This is a genomic window from Dyella sp. 2RAB6, assembly GCF_052115385.1.
In the GTDB taxonomy this organism is placed as follows: Bacteria; Pseudomonadota; Gammaproteobacteria; order Xanthomonadales; family Rhodanobacteraceae; genus Dyella_D.
The window spans coordinates 798,983-816,265 of record NZ_JBFRGP010000001.1 but is presented as its reverse complement, the minus strand read 5'-3'; the positions used below and the strand labels follow the sequence as shown (position 1 = coordinate 816,265).

The 17,283-nt window shown below is 65.7% G+C and carries 12 protein-coding genes and 1 tRNA gene; all 13 read right to left on the bottom strand.

Annotated features, from left to right (window positions below):
- Positions 1-75 precede the first annotated feature (75 nt).
- Positions 76-2,949, bottom strand: a complete 2,874-nt coding sequence (gene infB / locus AB4083_RS03780) for a translation initiation factor IF-2 (RefSeq protein WP_441606400.1) — start codon at positions 2,947-2,949, stop codon at positions 76-78.
- Between the two features lie 126 nt (positions 2,950-3,075).
- A complete protein-coding gene (gene nusA, locus AB4083_RS03775) occupies positions 3,076-4,575 on the bottom strand; it encodes a transcription termination factor NusA (protein ID WP_441606399.1) in 1,500 nt (499 codons plus the stop codon).
- Between the two features lie 52 nt (positions 4,576-4,627).
- Positions 4,628-5,137, bottom strand: coding sequence for a ribosome maturation factor RimP (gene rimP, locus AB4083_RS03770; protein ID WP_441606398.1), 510 nt, complete (start codon positions 5,135-5,137; stop codon positions 4,628-4,630).
- Between the two features lie 710 nt (positions 5,138-5,847).
- Positions 5,848-5,924 (bottom strand) — tRNA-Met (locus AB4083_RS03765).
- A gap of 154 nt (positions 5,925-6,078) precedes the next feature.
- On the bottom strand, positions 6,079-7,548 hold the full coding sequence (gene nuoN, locus AB4083_RS03760; protein WP_441606397.1) for an NADH-quinone oxidoreductase subunit NuoN: 1,470 nt from the start codon (positions 7,546-7,548) through the stop codon (positions 6,079-6,081).
- A gap of 2 nt (positions 7,549-7,550) precedes the next feature.
- On the bottom strand, positions 7,551-9,059 hold the full coding sequence (locus AB4083_RS03755) for an NADH-quinone oxidoreductase subunit M (protein WP_441606396.1): 1,509 nt from the start codon (positions 9,057-9,059) through the stop codon (positions 7,551-7,553).
- A 14-nt stretch (positions 9,060-9,073) separates the two neighbouring features.
- A complete protein-coding gene (gene nuoL / locus AB4083_RS03750) occupies positions 9,074-11,131 on the bottom strand; it encodes an NADH-quinone oxidoreductase subunit L (RefSeq protein WP_441606395.1) in 2,058 nt (685 codons plus the stop codon).
- Positions 11,132-11,135: 4 nt separating this feature from the next.
- Positions 11,136-11,441 carry an NADH-quinone oxidoreductase subunit NuoK gene (gene nuoK / locus AB4083_RS03745; RefSeq protein WP_026634431.1) on the bottom strand — a complete coding sequence of 102 codons (306 nt, stop codon included), beginning with the start codon at positions 11,439-11,441 and terminating at the stop codon, positions 11,136-11,138.
- The gene (locus tag AB4083_RS03740; protein WP_441606394.1) at positions 11,438-12,091 is read right to left on the bottom strand and encodes an NADH-quinone oxidoreductase subunit J; all 654 of its coding nucleotides are present in this window, start codon (positions 12,089-12,091) and stop codon (positions 11,438-11,440) included. Before AB4083_RS03740 ends, nuoK begins: the two co-directional genes overlap by 4 nt.
- An 11-nt stretch (positions 12,092-12,102) precedes the next feature.
- On the bottom strand, positions 12,103-12,594 hold the full coding sequence (nuoI, locus tag AB4083_RS03735; protein WP_441606393.1) for an NADH-quinone oxidoreductase subunit NuoI: 492 nt from the start codon (positions 12,592-12,594) through the stop codon (positions 12,103-12,105).
- 8 nt (positions 12,595-12,602) lie between these two features.
- The gene (nuoH, locus tag AB4083_RS03730; protein WP_441606392.1) at positions 12,603-13,631 is read right to left on the bottom strand and encodes an NADH-quinone oxidoreductase subunit NuoH; all 1,029 of its coding nucleotides are present in this window, start codon (positions 13,629-13,631) and stop codon (positions 12,603-12,605) included.
- A 3-nt stretch (positions 13,632-13,634) separates the two neighbouring features.
- Positions 13,635-15,959 (bottom strand): NADH-quinone oxidoreductase subunit NuoG, encoded by a 2,325-nt coding sequence (gene nuoG, locus AB4083_RS03725; RefSeq protein WP_441606391.1) that lies wholly within the window; start codon positions 15,957-15,959, stop codon positions 13,635-13,637.
- A complete protein-coding gene (gene nuoF / locus AB4083_RS03720) occupies positions 15,956-17,278 on the bottom strand; it encodes an NADH-quinone oxidoreductase subunit NuoF (RefSeq protein WP_441606390.1) in 1,323 nt (440 codons plus the stop codon). Before nuoF ends, nuoG begins: the two co-directional genes overlap by 4 nt.
- Between the last annotated feature and the right edge of the window lie 5 nt (positions 17,279-17,283).

Below are 17,283 nucleotides of genomic sequence, written 5' to 3'. Positions count from 1 at the left end.
CCGGACAGGACTGTCCGGGCTCCAGCTCTTACGGAATAACCCTGCGGAACGGGGGGCGCAAGCCCCCCATCCGGTTTACAGCGTGCGTGCCACCTCGATGCGCTCGAAGCACTCGATCTGGTCGCCGACCTTCACGTCGTTGTACTGCTTCACGGCGATACCGCATTCCATGCCGTTGCGCACTTCGTCGACCAGTTCCTTGAAGCGGCGCAGCGATTCCAGCTCGCCCTGGAAGACCACGGTGTTGTCGCGCAGCACGCGGATCGGCTTGCTGCGCTTGACCGTGCCTTCGATCACCATGCAACCGGCCACGGCGCCGAACTTGGAGCTGCGGAACACCTCGCGCACCTGGGCGACACCGATGATCTCCTCGCGCACTTCCTTGCCCAGCAGGCCCGAAGCGGCCTGTTTCACCTGGTCGATCACGTCGTAGATGATCGAGAAGTAGCGCACGTCCAGGCCGGCGGTATCGATCACCTTGCGCGCCGAAGCGTCGGCACGCACGTTGAAGCCGATCACCAGCGCCTTGGAGGCCGCGGCCAGGGTAGCGTCGGACTCGGTGATGCCGCCGACGCCGGCCGCGATCACGTTGACCTTCACGTTCTCGTTGCCGATCGCGCTGAGCGACTCGCGCAGCGCCTGCACCGAACCCTGCACGTCGGCCTTGACCAGGATGTTGAGCGTCTGCAGATCCGCACCCTGGCTCATCAGGGCCATGATGTCTTCAAGACGGTTGGCCTTGCTGACCATGCGCGTTTCGCGACGCTTGAGCTGGCGCTCCGCGGCCACTTCGCGGGCGAGGCGTTCGTCCGCCACCACCACGAAGTCGTCGCCGGATTCCGGCACGCCGGACAGGCCCAGCACCTGCACCGGAATCGACGGACCGGCTTCCTGCACGGTCTTGCCGCTCTCGTCGATCAGTGCGCGCATGCGGCCGTACTCAATGCCGCAGACGACGAAGTCGCCGCGCTTGAGCGTGCCCTGCTGCACCAGCACCGTCGCCACCGGACCGCGGCCGCGATCCAGGCTCGATTCGATCACCACGCCGGAGGCCGGACCGTCTTCGACGGCCTTCAGCTCCATCACTTCGGCCTGGACCAGGATCGCGTCGAGCAGTTCGTCGATACCCATGCCGGTCTTGGCCGAGATCGCCACGAACGGGGTATCGCCACCCCATTCTTCCGGAATCACCTGCAGATTGCCGAGGCCCTGCTTGACGTGGTCCGGATTGGCGTCCGACTTGTCCATCTTGTTCAGCGCCACGATCAGCGGCACCTTGGCGGCACGCGCATGCTGCACGGCTTCGGCCGTCTGCGGCATGACGCCGTCGTCGGCCGCGACCACCAGCACCACGATGTCGGTGGACTGGGCGCCGCGTGCACGCATCGAGGTGAACGCCGCGTGGCCCGGGGTATCCAGGAACGTGATGACGCCCTTGGGCGTTTCCACGTGGTACGCGCCGATGTGCTGCGTGATGCCGCCGGCTTCGCCCGAGGCGACCTTGGTGCGGCGGATGTAGTCGAGCGTCGAGGTCTTGCCGTGGTCGACGTGGCCCATGATGGTGACCACCGGCGGACGCGGCTTCTTCTCGCCTTCGAGCTCGGCGTTCTGGGTGTGGGCAGCCAGCGCGGCTTCGGCGTTGTTCTCGCTCACCGCCACGGCCTTGTGGCCGAGTTCCTCGATCACCAGTACCGCGGTGTCGTGGTCGATGGTCTGGTTGATGGTGGCCATCACGCCCATCTTGAAGAGCGCCTTGACCACTTCCGAACCCTTGACGGCCATCTTCTGGGCCAGGTCGGCGACCACGTTGGCGTCGCCCACCACCACTTCGCGCACCACCGGTGCGGTCGGGCGGGAGAAGCCGTGCGGGCCCGAACCGGAGGCCGAGGAACCGCCACGCACGGGCTCGCCCCTGCCACCGGGCCGGCCCGGCTTGCCGCGCTTGTTGCGGCGGGCGCGGTCGGCCTCGGACAGATGCAGCTCGCCGGCGGCGAAACGCTTGCCGCCCGGGCCTTCGTCGCGGTCGCGGCCGCCGGGACGCGCCTTGTTGCGCGCATCGGTGGCGCCAGCCGCCGCGGGGGCGGCGGCCGTAGCCGGAGTCCGCGCCGGGCCGGAAGTCCGGGCCGGAGTGGACGCAGCAGCGGCAGCGGGAGCCGGTGCCGGCGCGGGGGCCGGCGCAGCCACCGGAGCGGCCACCGGCTTCTCGCGGCGACGCGGCTCGTGAATGCGCGGCAGGATCATGCCCAGCGCCTTCGGGTCGATCTTCTGCACGGTCGACGCCGGCGGCACCGCTGCGGCCTTATCGTTCGCGACGGGCGCCTGCACCTGCGGCTGCGGAGCGGCCTGGGCCGGCTCCTCGACCTGCGCCTGTTCGCGTGCGGCGGCAGCCGCGGCCTCGCGGGCCGCCTCGGCTTCAGCCTCGGCCTGCGCGCGGCGCTGCTCGGCTTCTTCCTGGCGACGCTGCTCGGCTTCCTCGCGCTCGCGCGTCTCGTCCTGGCGGCGGCGCTCGGCGTCGACGCGCTCGGTTTCTTCGTGCTCGCGCTGCTGCGCGGATTCCTGCAGCTTGCGCACGGCGTCCTCGCGCTCGTGGTCGGCGCTGGCCTCCTCGGCGATGACGCTGCGCTTGACGTAGGTGCGCTTGGCGCGCACTTCCACGTTCACCGTCTTGGCGCCGCCGGCGCCGCGGGCGCCGGGCGTGGAGACCTTCAGCTCGCTGACCTTGCGGCGCTTGAGCGTGATCTGGCGCGGCGAGCTGTCTTCCGCTTCCGCGGTCTCCTCGCTCTTGCCGTGCGTGCGGCGCAGGAATCCGAGCAGTTTCACCTTTTCGGTGCTGCTGATGACCTGCTCCGGATCGGAGAATTTCATGCCGGCTTCGGCAAGCTGCCCGAGCAGCCTGTCCACCGGCAAGCCAAGTACCTTGGCAAGTTGTTTGATCGTTACGTCCGACATCGTGTTCTTTCTCCGCCGTTCCCGCGCATACCCCGTACGACCGAAGGCCGCCCGGATACCGCCATCCGTGGTGGAAGCCTTTCGGGCTTCCCTCGGCGCGCCCGTCCCGAGCGCGGCCGTTCGCGGTTAGCCGCCCCTCTCCAGCCGCTCGATCATGGGCTTGCGCGCTTCCATGATCAGCTTGGCGGCGAGGTCTTCGTCCACACCTTCGATATCGATCAGGTCGTCGACCGCGAGGTCGGCCAGATCGTCCAGCGACATCACTTCTCGCTCGGCCAGCGCATAGGCGATCGATTCGCTCATGCCCGGCAGCGCCAGCAGTTCTTCCGACGGCTCGTTCACGCCTTCTTCCACCGCCAGTGCCTCGGTCAGCAAGGCGTCGCGGGCGCGGGCGCGCAGTTCCTCGACGATGTCCTCGTCGAAGCCCTCCACCGCCAGCAGCTCGGCGCTGGGCACGTAGGCGATTTCCTCGACCGTGGAGAAACCTTCCTGCACCAGGATGTTGGCGATCTCCTGGTCCACTTCGAGCTTTTCCATGAACAGCTGGCGCGCGGCCTCCTGCTCGGCTTCGCTCTTGGCGGCAACCTGGTCCTGGGTCATCACGTTGAGCTGCCAGCCGGTGAGCTTGCTGGCCAGGCGCACGTTCTGGCCGCCGCGGCCGATGGCCTGGGAGAGCTTCTCCTCGGCCACCGCGATGTCCATGGAGTGCTTCTCTTCGTCCATGATGATCGACTGGACTTCCGCCGGCGCCATCGCATTGATCACGTACTGGGCCTGGTTGTCGGCCCAGGTGATGATGTCCACGCGCTCGCCGTTGAGTTCGTTCGACACCGCCTGCACGCGCGAACCGCGCATGCCGATGCAGGCGCCGATCGGATCGGTGCGGCTGTCATGGGCCACCACGGCGATCTTGGCGCGGTCGCCCGGATCGCGGGCGCAGCCCTTGATCTCGACCAGGCCCTGGCCGACTTCCGGCACCTCGAGCTTGAACAGCTCGATCATGAATTCCGGCGCCGCGCGCGAGACGAACAGCTGCGGGCCGCGGATTTCCGATTTCACTTCGAACAGGTAACCGCGCACGCGGTCGCCGACGCGATGCGATTCGCGCGGGATGGTCTTGTCGCGCGGGATGAAGGCCTCGGCGTTGCCGCCCAGGTCCAGATAGACGTTTCCGCGCTCGACGCGCTTGACGATGCCGGTGATCAGCTCGCCCACGCGATCGGTGTAGGCGTCCACCACCTGCTGGCGCTCGGCCTCGCGCACGCGCTGCACGATCACCTGCTTGGCGGCCTGTGCGGCGATGCGGCCGAATTCGGCGTTCTCGATCTGCGTCTCGATGTGCTCGCCGATCTGCGCGTCTTCGCGCTCGTCGACGGCGTCCATCAGGCGCAGCTGGTGATACGGCGATTCCATCTCGCCGTCATCGGCGATGATTTCCCAGCGGCGGAAGGTCTCGTACTCGCCGTTCTGGCGGTCGATGCTCACGCGGATGTTCGGATCCTCGTCGGGGTAACGCTTCTTGGCGGCCGAGGCCAGCGCGGCCTCCATCGCCAGGAAGATCACCTCGCGCGGCACGCCCTTTTCGTTGGCGACCGCATCGACGACCAGCAATAGTTCTTTGCTCATTGCAGCAACTCCGTGGACGCCTTTCCGTCGCCCGCTCGCTCTGATGGATGACTTAGCTCTTCTTGACCGGCTTCTTGCCGGGCTTGGGCTGCGGCACGTAGCCGAGCGCTGCCCAATCCGGCACCACGCGCGCGCTTTCCACCGCGTCATGATCGAACTCGACTACCTTCCCCTCGGCTTCCAGCGAAATGCGCTCGCCTTCCACTTTGGTGACCTTGCCGCGCAGGCGGCGGCGCCCTTCGATCGGCGCCTTCAGCAGCACTTTCACTTCCTGCCCGACGAACCTGCCGAACTGCGCCGCGGTGAACAGCGGGCGGTCGATGCCGGGCGAGGACACTTCCAGCAGGTAGTGCCCCGGGATCGGGTCCTCTACGTCGAGCATGGCCGACAGCTCGCGGCTGGCGGCCTCGCAATCGTCGACGGAGATTTCCCGCCCTTCCACGTCCAGATAAACGCGCAGCGTACTCTGCCCCTGCGACGGGGAGAATTCCACGCCAAGGCAGCTCAGGCCCAGATCGGCCAGTACCTCGGTGAAACGTTGTGCCAGTGCCTGCGTGTCCATAAAAAACCGTCTGTTTTACCGTCGCCAGAAACAAAAAATGGGCTCCAACGGCCCATTCCCTTATCGCGCCGATGTCCCGACTCTTCCGGGGCTCTTTCCGGGCATATGCGCGCGCAAACCGGCACAAATACCAAGCCGGGCGTGACGAATATGCGACGCATCCTTGCGCCCAACAAAAAAGCCTCACGAGGAGGCTTTCTTGTTCAAAGAAAGGTCCGGGAGCGGGGGAACCAGGATGCGCTGTCGAAGCGCTTCGTTGTTCCGCTTTGTCCGCTGCAGAGTTCAAGGAGCATAGTCTGCTTAACGCGATTTTGCAACATTCACGCCACTTGTCCCGGCTTTGGCGCGACGGGCGCGACACCGGCCCGGCAGCCCTGCCGCACGCGGGTCAATTCCCGGGAAAAGGGGCGTATCCACAGCCCTCCTCGACCCCTTCCCGCAGCCGGCGCGAGGACGTGCGCGAGCTGGCGAATACCCGGCGCGCCATTTCCAGCTGCACGAGTTTCATGTCCAGGCTGGCATGCGTGTCGCTGGCTGATGAGTCGCGAAATACCAGCCGGGCCACAGACCTCGCACGCGCCGCACAAGCGCGCGCAAACCTTGCTTCATCGCAACCTGTGATCTGTGCTCTCGATCTTTTGCGAACTCGCATTTTTTCGAGCGCACAAAGAAATTCGGCGTCCTCTTTCGAGGACGCCGAATCGAATAGTTGGTAGCGGGGGTAGGATTCGAACCTACGACCTTCGGGTTATGAGCCCGACGAGCTGCCAGACTGCTCCACCCCGCACCAGAAAAGAAACTATAGCGAGATGGCCGAATTCTTGCAAGGGTTGTAAGCCGATTCCGTAAAACTTTTTTTGCAGAATGCTTACCGAACCCGACGCAAGCTTCTCTATCGCACGCTTGCCATGCAAACGCGGCAGCCGCAGCCGCCGCATCGTTCAACCGGGAAACACGCTCTTGCACCAGCCCAGCAGCGGGCCCCATGCGAGGCCGAGTACTAGCAGCGTCAGCGCATTGAGCGACAGCACCAGGCGCATCGCCGGATCCTGCTGCAGCTTGATCTCGGTGCCTTCCACCGGCGCGTCGAAGTACATCACCTTCACCACGCGCAGGTAGTAGTACAGGCCGATGATCGCGAACACCGCGCCGACGATCGCCAGCCACAGCATGCCGGCATGCATCGCCGCCTGCAGCACCAGGAACTTGGCGAAGAAACCGAACAGCGGCGGCACGCCGGCCAGCGAGAACATCACCAGCATCATCAGGAAAGCCATCCACGGCGAACGCTGGTTGAGGCCCTTGAGATCGTCGATCTCCTCGCACTCGAAGCCCGCACGCGCCAGCGCCATGATCACGCCGAACGCCGCGGTGCCCATCAGCGCGTAGCTGATCGCATAGAACAGCGCGGACGCATAACCCTCGGGCCCGGCATTGACCAGGCCCAGCAGCAGGTAGCCCATGTGCGAGATGGTCGAATAGGCCAGCAGGCGCTTGAGGTTGGTCTGCACGATCGCGACCAGGTTGCCGATCGCCAGCGACAGCACCGCCAGCGCGGACAGCATCTGCTGCCAATGCTGCGACAGGTCGCCCAGGCCCGATTCCAGCAGGCGGTACGCCATGCCGAACGCGGCCAGCTTCGGTGCGGAAGCGATGAAGATCGTCACTGCGGTCGGCGCACCCTGGTAGACGTCCGGGATCCACATATGGAACGGCGCGGCGCCCAGCTTGAAGCCGATGCCGATGATCATGAAGATCATGCCGAACAGCAGCAGGTTGGGCACGCCGGTATGCGCGGCAGCGCCGTGCAAGGTGGCCAGGTCCAGCGTGGCGGTGGCGCCGTAGACCATCGACATGCCGTACAGCAGCATGCCCGAGGCCAGCGCGCCCAGCACGAAGTACTTCACCGCCGCCTCGGACGACAGCTTCGAATCGCGGTTGAGCGCGACCAGTGCGTACGAGGACAAGGTCAGCAGTTCCAGGCCCAGGTACACCGTGACCAGGCTGCCGGCCGAGACCAGCAGCATTACGCCGATCACCGCGAAGATCATCAGCGTGTAGAACTCGCCGACGTACAGCTTGCGGTCGGCCAGGTAGGAGCGCGAGTAGACGAAGATCAGCGCCACGCTCAGCAGCGCGAAGGTCTTCAGGATCTCGGCCACGCCGTCGCGGATGAACATGCCGCCGAAGGCGCGCATCGGCTGCTCCGGCTGGCCGGAGATCACCAGGTAGATGGCGACCAGCACTACCAGGATCGACATCCAATGCAGCACGTCGCGTCCCTTGAGGCCCAGCAGGACAGGCTGTTCGGGCTTCATGAAGGCGTCCACCAGCAACAGCAGGCACGCCGCCGCCACCAGGTACAACTCCGGCAGCATGATCAGAATGTCATTGAGATTCGGCATGGTCATTCTCAGATCTTGTGGTTGCCAAGCTGCTGCACCAGCTGCGACACGGAGCTGTCCATCAGGTGGATCAGCGGCTGCGGCCACACGCCCAGCGCGATCACCGCGGCGGCAAAGGCGATCAGCACGAAGGCTTCGCGCCCGTTGATGTCCTTCATTTCGGCCACGTGCGGGTTGGTCACTTCGCCCCACAGCACGCGCTTAACCATCCACAAGGTGTAGGCGGCGCCGATGATCAGGGTGAAGCCTGCGAACAGCGCGATCCACGGATTGGCCTGGAAGCTGGCCAGGATCACCTGGAACTCGCCGACGAAGCCGCTGGTGCCCGGCAGGCCGCTGTTGGCCATGGCGAACAGCACGTAGAAGAAGCCGAACCACGGCATCACGTTGATGACGCCGCCGTAGTCCTTGATCTGGCGGCTATGCAGGCGGTCGTACAGCACGCCGATGCAGGAGAACATCGCGCCCGACACGAAGCCGTGCGAGATCATCTGCACCATCGCGCCCTGCATGCCCAGCTTGGCCGCATCGAAGTTGCCGGCGCCGCGCACCAGCATGAAGGCGATGAAGATGCCCAGGGTGACGAAGCCCATGTGCGCCACGGACGAATACGCCACCAGCTTCTTCATGTCCTCCTGCACCAGGGCGATATAGCCGATGTAGACCACCGCGATCAGGCTCAGGCCGATCACCACCCAGGCATAGGCTTCCGAGGCGTCCGGCACGATCGGCAGCGAGAAGCGCAGGAAACCGTAGCCACCGATCTTCAGCATCACCGCGGCCAGCACCACCGAGCCGCCGGTCGGCGCCTCCACGTGGGCGTCCGGCAACCAGGTGTGCACCGGCACCATCGGCACCTTCACCGCGAACGCAGCCAGGAAGGCGAAGAACAGCCAGGTCTGCTCGCGCATGCTCAGCGGCAGCGCCGCCAGCGTGGCCAGGTCGAACGAGCCCGCCTTCAGGTACAGGTAGATCAGGCCCACCAGCATGAAGATGGAGCCGAGGAAGGTGTAGATGAAGAACTTCAGCGTCGCGTAGACGCGGCGCGGACCACCCCAGATACCGATGAGGATGAACATCGGGATCAGCATGGCCTCGAAGAACACGTAGAACAGCAAGGCGTCGGTGGCGCAGAACACGCCGATCATCAGGCCCTCGAGCACCAGCATGGCGGCCATGTACTGGTGCGGCTTGTTCTGGATGACCTCCCAGGCGCCGACGATGACCAGGATGCCGACGAAGGTAGTGAGCAGGATCAGCGCCACCGCGATGCCGTCGACCGCCAGGCCGTAGTGCACGCCGAGCGAGGCGATCCACAGGTAGCTTTCACCGAGCTGCTTGCTGCTGTCCGCCGCGTTGTACTGCGACAGCAGGAACAGGCTGAGCACGAAGGTGAGCACGGCTACCAGCAGCGAGATCCAGCGTGCGGTGTTGGGGCGGCCGGAACCGGCCAGCAGCACGGGGATGGCGCCGACGATCGGGAGCCAGATCAGCAGGCTGAGCAAGTGATTGAACATGGAGCTGGGTTCCCTTATTGCCCGACCAGCCAATACCCGCCAAGCAGCAGGATCAGGCCGAGGATCATCGCGAAGGCATAGTGATAGAGGTAGCCGGACTGCAGCGTGCGCACCGCGCTGGCGATGCGCCGGACCAGCGAGGCCGAGCCATCCACCAGCACGCCGTCGATCACCGCGGCGTCGCCGCCCTTCCACAGCGCGCGGCCGAGCTTCACGCCGCCCTTGGCGAACAGCGCGAAGTAGACGTCGTCGATCCAGTACTTGCGATCGAGCACGGTCCACAGCGGCTTGAGCGCGCTCTTGATCTTGTCGGCGACGGACGGGTTGAAGAGGTAGATGTAGGTCTGAATCGCGAAGGCGGCTGCGACCAGCCAGAACGGCCACTGCGCGAAGCCATGGATACCCGCCGAGAACCAGTCATGGAACTCATGGCTCAACTCGGCCAGCACGTTGTTGGCCTCGTTGACGTGGATCGCTTCACCGAACCAGCCGTCATACAGCATCGCCTTGGCGAAGATCGCGCCGATCACCACCGACGGGATCGCCAGCAGCACCAGCGGCAGCGTCACCACCCACGGCGACTCCTTCGGCGCGTGGTGCAGCACGCCCGGCTCGTGGTGGCCGTGGTCGTCGTGATGCCCATCGTCATGGTGAGCGTCGTGGTGCGCTTCATGATGCGCGTGGCCATGCTCAGCCACGACGGTGAAGCGCTCCTTGCCGTGGAAGGTCAGGTACATCTGGCGGAACGTGTACAGCGCGGTGACGAAGGCGCCGATCAGCACGCAGGCATAGGCATAGCCCGCGCCCCAGCGATGCGACTCGCCCACCGCCTCGATGATCGCGTCCTTGGAATAGAAGCCCGCGAAGAACGGCACGCCGCACAGCGCCAGCGAACCGATCCACATGGTGATCCAGGTGACCGGCATGTACTTGCGCAGCCCGCCCATGTAGCGCATGTCCTGCTCATGGTGCATGGCGATGATCACCGAGCCCGCGCCCAGGAACAGCAGCGCCTTGAAGAAGGCGTGGGTCATCAGGTGGAACACCGCGCCGGAGTACGCCGAAACGCCCAGCGCCACGGTCATGTAGCCCAGCTGCGACAGCGTGGAATACGCCACCACGCGCTTGATGTCGTTCTGCACGATGCCGATCAGGCCGGTGAACAGCGCGCCGGTGGCGCCGATCACCATGATGAAGCTGAGCGCGCCTTCGGACAGCTCGAACAGCGGCGACATGCGCGCGACCATGAAGATGCCCGCGGTCACCATGGTGGCCGCGTGGATCAGCGCCGAGATCGGCGTCGGGCCTTCCATCGAGTCCGGCAGCCACACGTGCAGCGGCACCTGGGCGGACTTGCCCATCGCGCCGATGAACAGCAGCACGCCGATCACGGTGGCGGCATCCCAGGCATGGTTCTGGGTGATCTGCAGGGTCTTGCCGACCAGGCTCGGCGCGTTGGCGAACGCGGCGGAGTAGTCCAGCGTGCCCAGGAAGTACAGGATCGCGGCGATGCCCAGCAGGAAACCGAAGTCGCCCACGCGGTTGACCAGGAACGCCTTGAGGTTGGCGAAGATCGCGGTCGGACGCTTGAACCAGAAACCGATCAGCAGGTACGAGACCAGGCCCACCGCTTCCCAGCCGAAGAACAGCTGCATGAAGTTGTTGCTCATCACGAGCATCAACATCGAGAAGGTGAACAGCGAGATGTAGCTGAAGAAGCGCTGGTAGCCGTCGTCTTCGGCCATGTAGCCGATGGTGTAGATGTGCACCAGCAGCGACACGAAGGTGACCACCACCATCATCATGGCGGACAGCTTGTCGATCAGGAAGCCGACGGTGGCGGTGTACTTGCCGATCTCGAACCAGGTGTAGATGTTCTGGTTGTAGACCGGCACCGCGCCCGTGCACAGCTGGTACAGCACGTACATCGACAGCGCGCAGGAAATCGCTACGCCGAGGATGGTGGCGCTGTGCGCGCCGGCGCGCCCGATGAACCGGCCGAGGAAGCCGGCCAGCAGGCAGCCGAGCAGCGGCGCCAGCGCGATGATCAGCAGGATGGAGGTGGAGATCATCGGCTCAGCCCTTCATGCTGTCGATTTCGGCGATGTTGATCGTGCTGCGATTGCGGAACAGCAGGACCAGGATCGCCAGGCCGATGGCGGTTTCCGCCGCGGCCACGGTAAGGATGAAGAACACGAACACCTGGCCGGCCACGTCGCCGAGGAAGCGCGAGAAGGCCACGAAGTTGATGTTCACGGCCAGCAGCATCAGCTCGATCGACATCAGCAGCACGATGACGTTCTTGCGGTTGATGAACAGGCTGGCCACCGCGATGCAGAACAGCACCGCGCCAAGCACGATGAAATGCGACAGCGTGATCATGGCTTGGTCTCCGGATTCGTAGCGGGCGCTTCGGGCGCGGGGCGCTCCGCCGCCATCTTCACGATGCGCACGCGGTCGGTGGCCTTCACGGCCACCTGCTGCGCCGCCGTCTGGTGGCGCGTGCCGCCGCGGTGGCGCAGGGTCAGCGCCACGGCCGCGACCACGCCCACGGTCAGGATCAGCGCGGCGATCTCGAACGGCAGCAGGAACTGGGTATACAGCGCCTGGCCCAGCCACTGCGTGTTGGACAGGCCGGCAGCGGTGGCCGGGTTGGCCCCCATCACGGCCTCGTGCATGGAGCGCACGCCGATCAGGGCGAGCATTTCCACCAGCATCACCACGGCCACCACGATGCCCACCGGCAGGTAGCGGATGAAGCCTTCGCGCAGGTGTTCCTGCTTGATGTCCAGCATCATCACCACGAACAGGAACAGCACCATCACCGCGCCGACGTAGACCACGATCAGCGCGATGGCCAGGAACTCCGCCTCGGCCAGCAGCCAGATGCAGGCGGTGCTGAAGAAGGTCAGCACCAGCGACAGCACCGCATGCACCGAGTTGCGCAAGGTGATGACGCCCAGCGCTGCCGCTACGGTGACCGCCGCGAAAGCGTAGAAACAGATAAGTTGGAACACAGACGGATCGATCACGGTTGTGTCCTTTAGCGGTACGCGGCGTCTTGAGCGCGGGCGGCGGCGACTTCATGCTCGAAGCGGTCGCCGATGGCGAGCAGCTGCAGCTTGGTCACCACGTTTTCGCCACGCTTTTCGAAGTGGTATTCGTGCACGTGCGTCTCGACGATCGAGTCCACCGGGCAGCTCTCCTCGCAGAAGCCGCAGAAGATGCACTTGAACAGGTCGATGTCGTAGCGGGTGGTGCGGCGCTGGCCGTCGCTCTCGCGCGGAGCGGAGTCGATGGTGATCGCCAGCGCGGGGCACACCGCTTCGCACAGCTTGCACGCGATGCAGCGTTCTTCGCCGTTGGCGTAGCGGCGCAGCGCGTGCAGGCCGCGGAAGCGGTTCGACTTGGGGATGTGCTCCATCGGGTAGCGCATCGTGTACTTGGGGCTGAACATGTAGCGCATGGTCAGGCCCATGCCCTTGAACAGCTCGATGAGCAGCAGGCTCTTGAAGTAGTTGGTAATGCCGGACATGGTTTTCTTCAGCCTCCCGTGCCGATGCTGACCCAGCCGAAATACTTCATGCAGCCGGCGACGAGGACCCAGACGATGGTGATGGGAATGAATACCTTCCAGCCCAGCCGCATGATCTGGTCATAGCGGTAGCGCGGGAAACTGGCGCGGAACCAGAGGAAGAAGAAGGCGAAGAAGAACGCCTTCGCGAACAGCCAGAAGAAGCTGCCCTGCCCCAGGAACGGCACCGAGGGCGGGAACGGCGACAGCCAGCCGCCCATGAACAGGATCGCGGCCAGGAAGCTGACCAGGATCATGTTGGCGTATTCGGCCAGGAAGAAGATCGCGAACGCCGAACCGGAGTACTCCACGTGGAAGCCGGCGACGATTTCCGACTCGCCTTCGGCCACGTCGAACGGTGCGCGGTTGGTCTCGGCCACGCCGGAGATGAAGTAGATGATGAACACCGGCAGCAGCGGCCACATGAACCACTCGAGGAAGCCCTTCTTGCCGGCCTGGGCATGCACGATGTCGGTGAGGTTCAGGCTGCCGGCCAGCACCAGCACGCAGACCAGGCACAGGCCCATGGCCAGCTCGTAGGAGATCACCTGCGCCGCCGAGCGCATCGCACCGAGCAGCGCGTAGCGCGAGTTGGAAGCCCAGCCGGCGAGGATGATGCCGTACACGCCCAGCGAGGTCATCGCCAGCAGGTACAGCACGCCGGCGTTGACGTTGGCCAGCACCAGCTTGTCGTTGAACGGGATCACCGCCCACGCCGCCATCGCCGGCACCAGCGCCAGCAGCGGCGCCAGGTAGTACAGGAACTTGTTCGCGCTGCTGGGAAGGATCACTTCCTTGATCAGCAGCTTGACCACGTCGGCGAAGGCCTGCAGCAGGCCGAGGGGACCGACCTTGTTCGGCCCCATGCGCACGTGCATCCAGCCGATGACCTTGCGCTCCCAGTACACGAACATCGCCACCGCCAGGATCACCGGAACGGCGATGCACAGGATGTAGATGATCGGCCAGACGAGCTGGTTGAGGATCTGTTCGCCCATGGCTTACGCCTTGCTCAAGGTGATGGCCGCGCCGTAAGGCGGCAACGTGGCGGTGAGTTCGTGCGCGGCTTCGATCCAGGCGGTGCCGTCCGGCACCGACTCATCGATGACCACCGGCAGCGCGACCTTGCCGATACGCACCGAAGCGCCGTCGGCCAGGCCCTGGCGCTGCGCTTCGGCCGCGCTCAGGCGCACGGCCGGCTCGCGGTTGAGCGGATGCGCGCTGAGCGCGCTCGCGCGGCGCAGCACGGCGTCGGAGCGGTACATCGGCCAGGTGGCGAGACGGGTCAGGCCGTCGGCCGGCGCGCGCGGCGCGAGGCCTTCGCGGGCAACCGGGGCGCGCTCGACGATGCCGTCGCGCAGGCCGGCCAGGTCGTCGAACTCGAAACCGGCCAGCTTCAGGTTGCCGCCGAGCGCGCGCAGCACCTTCCAGCCCAGGCGCGCGTCGCCGGGGGCGCGGGCGCCCTGCACCACGCTTTGGGCGAGGCCGTCGACATTGACCAGGGTGCCGTCGATTTCCGGCAGCAGCGCGATCGGCAGGATCACGTCGGCCAGGTCGCGCAGCACGGGAGTGGCATAGGCAGAGAATGCGACCACGCTTTCGGCGCCGGTCAGCGCCTGCAGCGCGGCGGCGCCGGCGGCGACGTCGTGCGGCAGCTCCACGCCGTACAGCACGTAGGCCTTGCGCGGCTGCGCCAGCATCGCCTGCGCGTCGAGGCCGCCGTTACCCGGCAGCACGCCCACGCGGGTCAGGCCCAGCGCATTGGCGCCAGGCGCGATCTCGTTGTAGCCGGCGCCGGTGGCCTGCGCGATGAAGCGCGCGATCGCACGCAGCCACGAAGCCTGCGGATGCGTCACGGCGGCTTCGCCGAGGATCACCACCGCCTTGCCGGACTTCAGCGCATCGATCGCGCCGCGGTCGCCCTCGTCCGCCGGCACGGCGTCGATCGCGGAGGCGAGCGCGGCCGGAGCGATCGCACCGCCCTGCACCGCTGCCTTGGCCAGCGCCAGCAGCGCGTCGACCATGGCCTGCGGCGCGACGATCTCTTCGCCGGCCAGCGCGTAGTTGAAGTTGAAGCGCGCCGGATTGACCGCGTAGACCTTGGCGCCCTTCTTCACCGCCTGGTGCACGCGGTGGTTCAGCAGCGGCATTTCGTAGCGCAGGTCCGCGCCGATCAGCAGCGCGGCCTTGACCTTGTCAACTTCCGCCACCGGCAGGCTGAAGGCCTGGGCGCTGGCGTGGTCGGCGAAATCGGTCTGGCGCAGGCGATGATCGATGTGCGCGCTGCCCAGGCCATGGGCCAGGCGCACCAGCAGGTCGCCTTCCTCATTGGTGGTGGCCGGCGACACCAGGAAGCCGAGCTCCCCGCGCGCCTTGGCCAGCGCTTCGCCGGCGACGCTCAGCGCGTCTTCCCAGGTGGTCGACTGCCACTGGCCGTTGCGCTTGACCTGCGGCGCGGTGATGCGGTCCGCGGCGTACAGGCCCTGGTGGCTGTAGCGGTCGCGGTCGGACAGCCAGCATTCGTTGATGCTTTCGTTGTCGCGCGGCACCGTGCGCAGCACTTCGCCGCGGCGCGTATGCAGCCACAGGTTGGAGCCCAGCGCGTCGTGGTAGCCGACGGAGGGCTTGGCCACCAGTTCCCAGGCGCGCGCCTTGAACTGGAACGGCTTGTTGGTGAGCGCGCCGACCGGGCACACGTCGATGACGTTGCCGGACAGCTCGGTCTCCAGCGCCTTGCCGATATAGGTGCCGATCTGCAGATTGTCGCCGCGGCTCATGCCGCCCAGCTCGTAGGTGCCGGCGATCTCGCTGGTGAAGCGCACGCAACGCGTGCACTGGATACAGCGGGTCATCTCGGTAGCGACCAGCGGACCGAGGTTTTCGTCGGCGATGGTGCGCTTGCGCTCGGTGTAGCGCGACACGCTGCGGCCGTAGCCCAGGGCCACGTCCTGCAGTTCGCACTCGCCGCCCTGGTCGCAGATCGGGCAGTCCAGCGGATGATTGATCAGCAGGAATTCCATCACGTCGCGCTGGTACTTCAGCGCGCCGGCGGAACGGGTGGTCACCTTCATGCCCTCGGCCACCGGGGTGGCGCAGGCCGGCTGCGGCTTGGGCATGGGCTTGCCGCCCATCTCCACTTCCACCAGGCACATGCGGCAGTTGGCGGCGATCGGCAGCTTGCGGTGATAGCAGAAGCGCGGGATCGACACGCCGATCGCGTCAGCCGCTTCGATGATCATGGCGCCCTTGCGGATCTGCGTGGGCTTGCCGTCGACCTCGATATTGAGCAGGTCGGGCGGCGTGTTGTTCACCGGCTGCGCGCTCATGCCGCGGCTCCCATCGGCTCGCTCGGCAGGTCGTCGACAATGGAGCGACCGTTGACGATGTAGTACTCGAATTCATGCCAGAACTGGCGCAGGAAACCCTGCACCGGCCACGCCGCCGCTTCGCCGAACGCGCAGATGGTGTGGCCTTCGATCTGGCCCGCGATCGCCTTCAGGCGATGCAGGTCGTCCATGGTGCCCTTGCCTTCCACGATGCGGTCCAGCACGCGATGCATCCAGCCGGTGCCTTCGCGGCACGGCGTGCACTGGCCGCAGGATTCCTTATGGAAGAACTGCGAGATGCGGCGGGTGAAGCGCACCGTGCAGACGGTGTCGTCCAGCACCACGATGGCGCCCGAACCGAGGCCGGTCTTCAGGTCGCGCAGGGTGTCGTAGTCGAACGGCAGCCCCTTGAGCTGCTCGGCCTTCAGCACCGGCATCGACACGCCGCCCGGGATCGCGCCCTTGAGCGTGCGGCCCGGACGCAGGCCGCCGGCCATTTCTAGCAGCTCGTCGAAGGTGGTGCCCAGCGGCACTTCGAAGTTGCCGCCCTTCTGGACGCAGCCGGAGACCGAGAAGATCTTCGGACCGCCGTTCTTGGTCTTGCTCTGCGCCAGGAACCAGTCGGCGCCCTTGCGCAGGATCGACGGCACCGAGGCGTAGGTTTCGGTGTTGTTGATGGTCGACGGCTTGCCGTACAGGCCGAAGTTGGCCGGGAACGGCGGCTTGAAGCGCGGCTGGCCCTTCTTGCCTTCCAGCGATTCCATCAGCGCGGTTTCTTCGCCGCAGATGTAGGCGCCGGCGCCGAGCGCGCCGTAGATGTCCACGTCGATGCCGGTGCCCTGGATGTTCTTGCCCAGCAGGCCAGCGGCATAGGCTTCCTTGAGCGCTTCCTCGAAGTGCTCGAAGGGCTCGTGGTGAAACTCGCCGCGCAGGTAGTTATAGGCCGCGGTGGAGCCGGTGCAGTAGCAGGCGATCGCCATGCCCTCGATCACCGAGTGCGGGTTGAAGCGCAGGATGTCGCGGTCCTTGCAGGTGCCCGGCTCCGACTCGTCGGAGTTGCAGAGAATGTATTTCTGCATATTGCCCTTGGGCATGAAGGACCACTTCAGGCCGGTCGGGAAGCCGGCGCCGCCGCGGCCGCGCAGGTTGCTCTTCTTGATCTCGTCGATCAGCGTGTTCGGGTCGGGCTTCTCGGCGAGGATCTTCTTCCACGCTTCGTAGCCGCCGACCTGCAGGTAGCTGTCCATCACCCACGGCTTGTCGAAATGCAGCGTGGTGTAGACGACCTGGTGTTCCTTGGGTGCGGGACCGTATGCCATGACGC

Coding starts and splice junctions, on each gene's coding strand:
- infB (WP_441606400.1), bottom strand. CDS start 2,949: ATGTCGGACGTAACGATCAAACAACTTGCCAAGGTACTTGGCTTGCCG.
- nusA (WP_441606399.1), bottom strand. CDS start 4,575: ATGAGCAAAGAACTATTGCTGGTCGTCGATGCGGTCGCCAACGAAAAG.
- rimP (WP_441606398.1), bottom strand. CDS start 5,137: ATGGACACGCAGGCACTGGCACAACGTTTCACCGAGGTACTGGCCGAT.
- nuoN (WP_441606397.1), bottom strand. CDS start 7,548: ATGACCATGCCGAATCTCAATGACATTCTGATCATGCTGCCGGAGTTG.
- AB4083_RS03755 (WP_441606396.1), bottom strand. CDS start 9,059: ATGTTCAATCACTTGCTCAGCCTGCTGATCTGGCTCCCGATCGTCGGC.
- nuoL (WP_441606395.1), bottom strand. CDS start 11,131: ATGATCTCCACCTCCATCCTGCTGATCATCGCGCTGGCGCCGCTGCTC.
- nuoK (WP_026634431.1), bottom strand. CDS start 11,441: ATGATCACGCTGTCGCATTTCATCGTGCTTGGCGCGGTGCTGTTCTGC.
- nuoI (WP_441606393.1), bottom strand. CDS start 12,594: ATGTCCGGCATTACCAACTACTTCAAGAGCCTGCTGCTCATCGAGCTG.
- nuoH (WP_441606392.1), bottom strand. CDS start 13,631: ATGGGCGAACAGATCCTCAACCAGCTCGTCTGGCCGATCATCTACATC.
- nuoG (WP_441606391.1), bottom strand. CDS start 15,959: ATGAGCGCGCAGCCGGTGAACAACACGCCGCCCGACCTGCTCAATATC.
- nuoF (WP_441606390.1), bottom strand. CDS start 17,278: ATGGCATACGGTCCCGCACCCAAGGAACACCAGGTCGTCTACACCACG.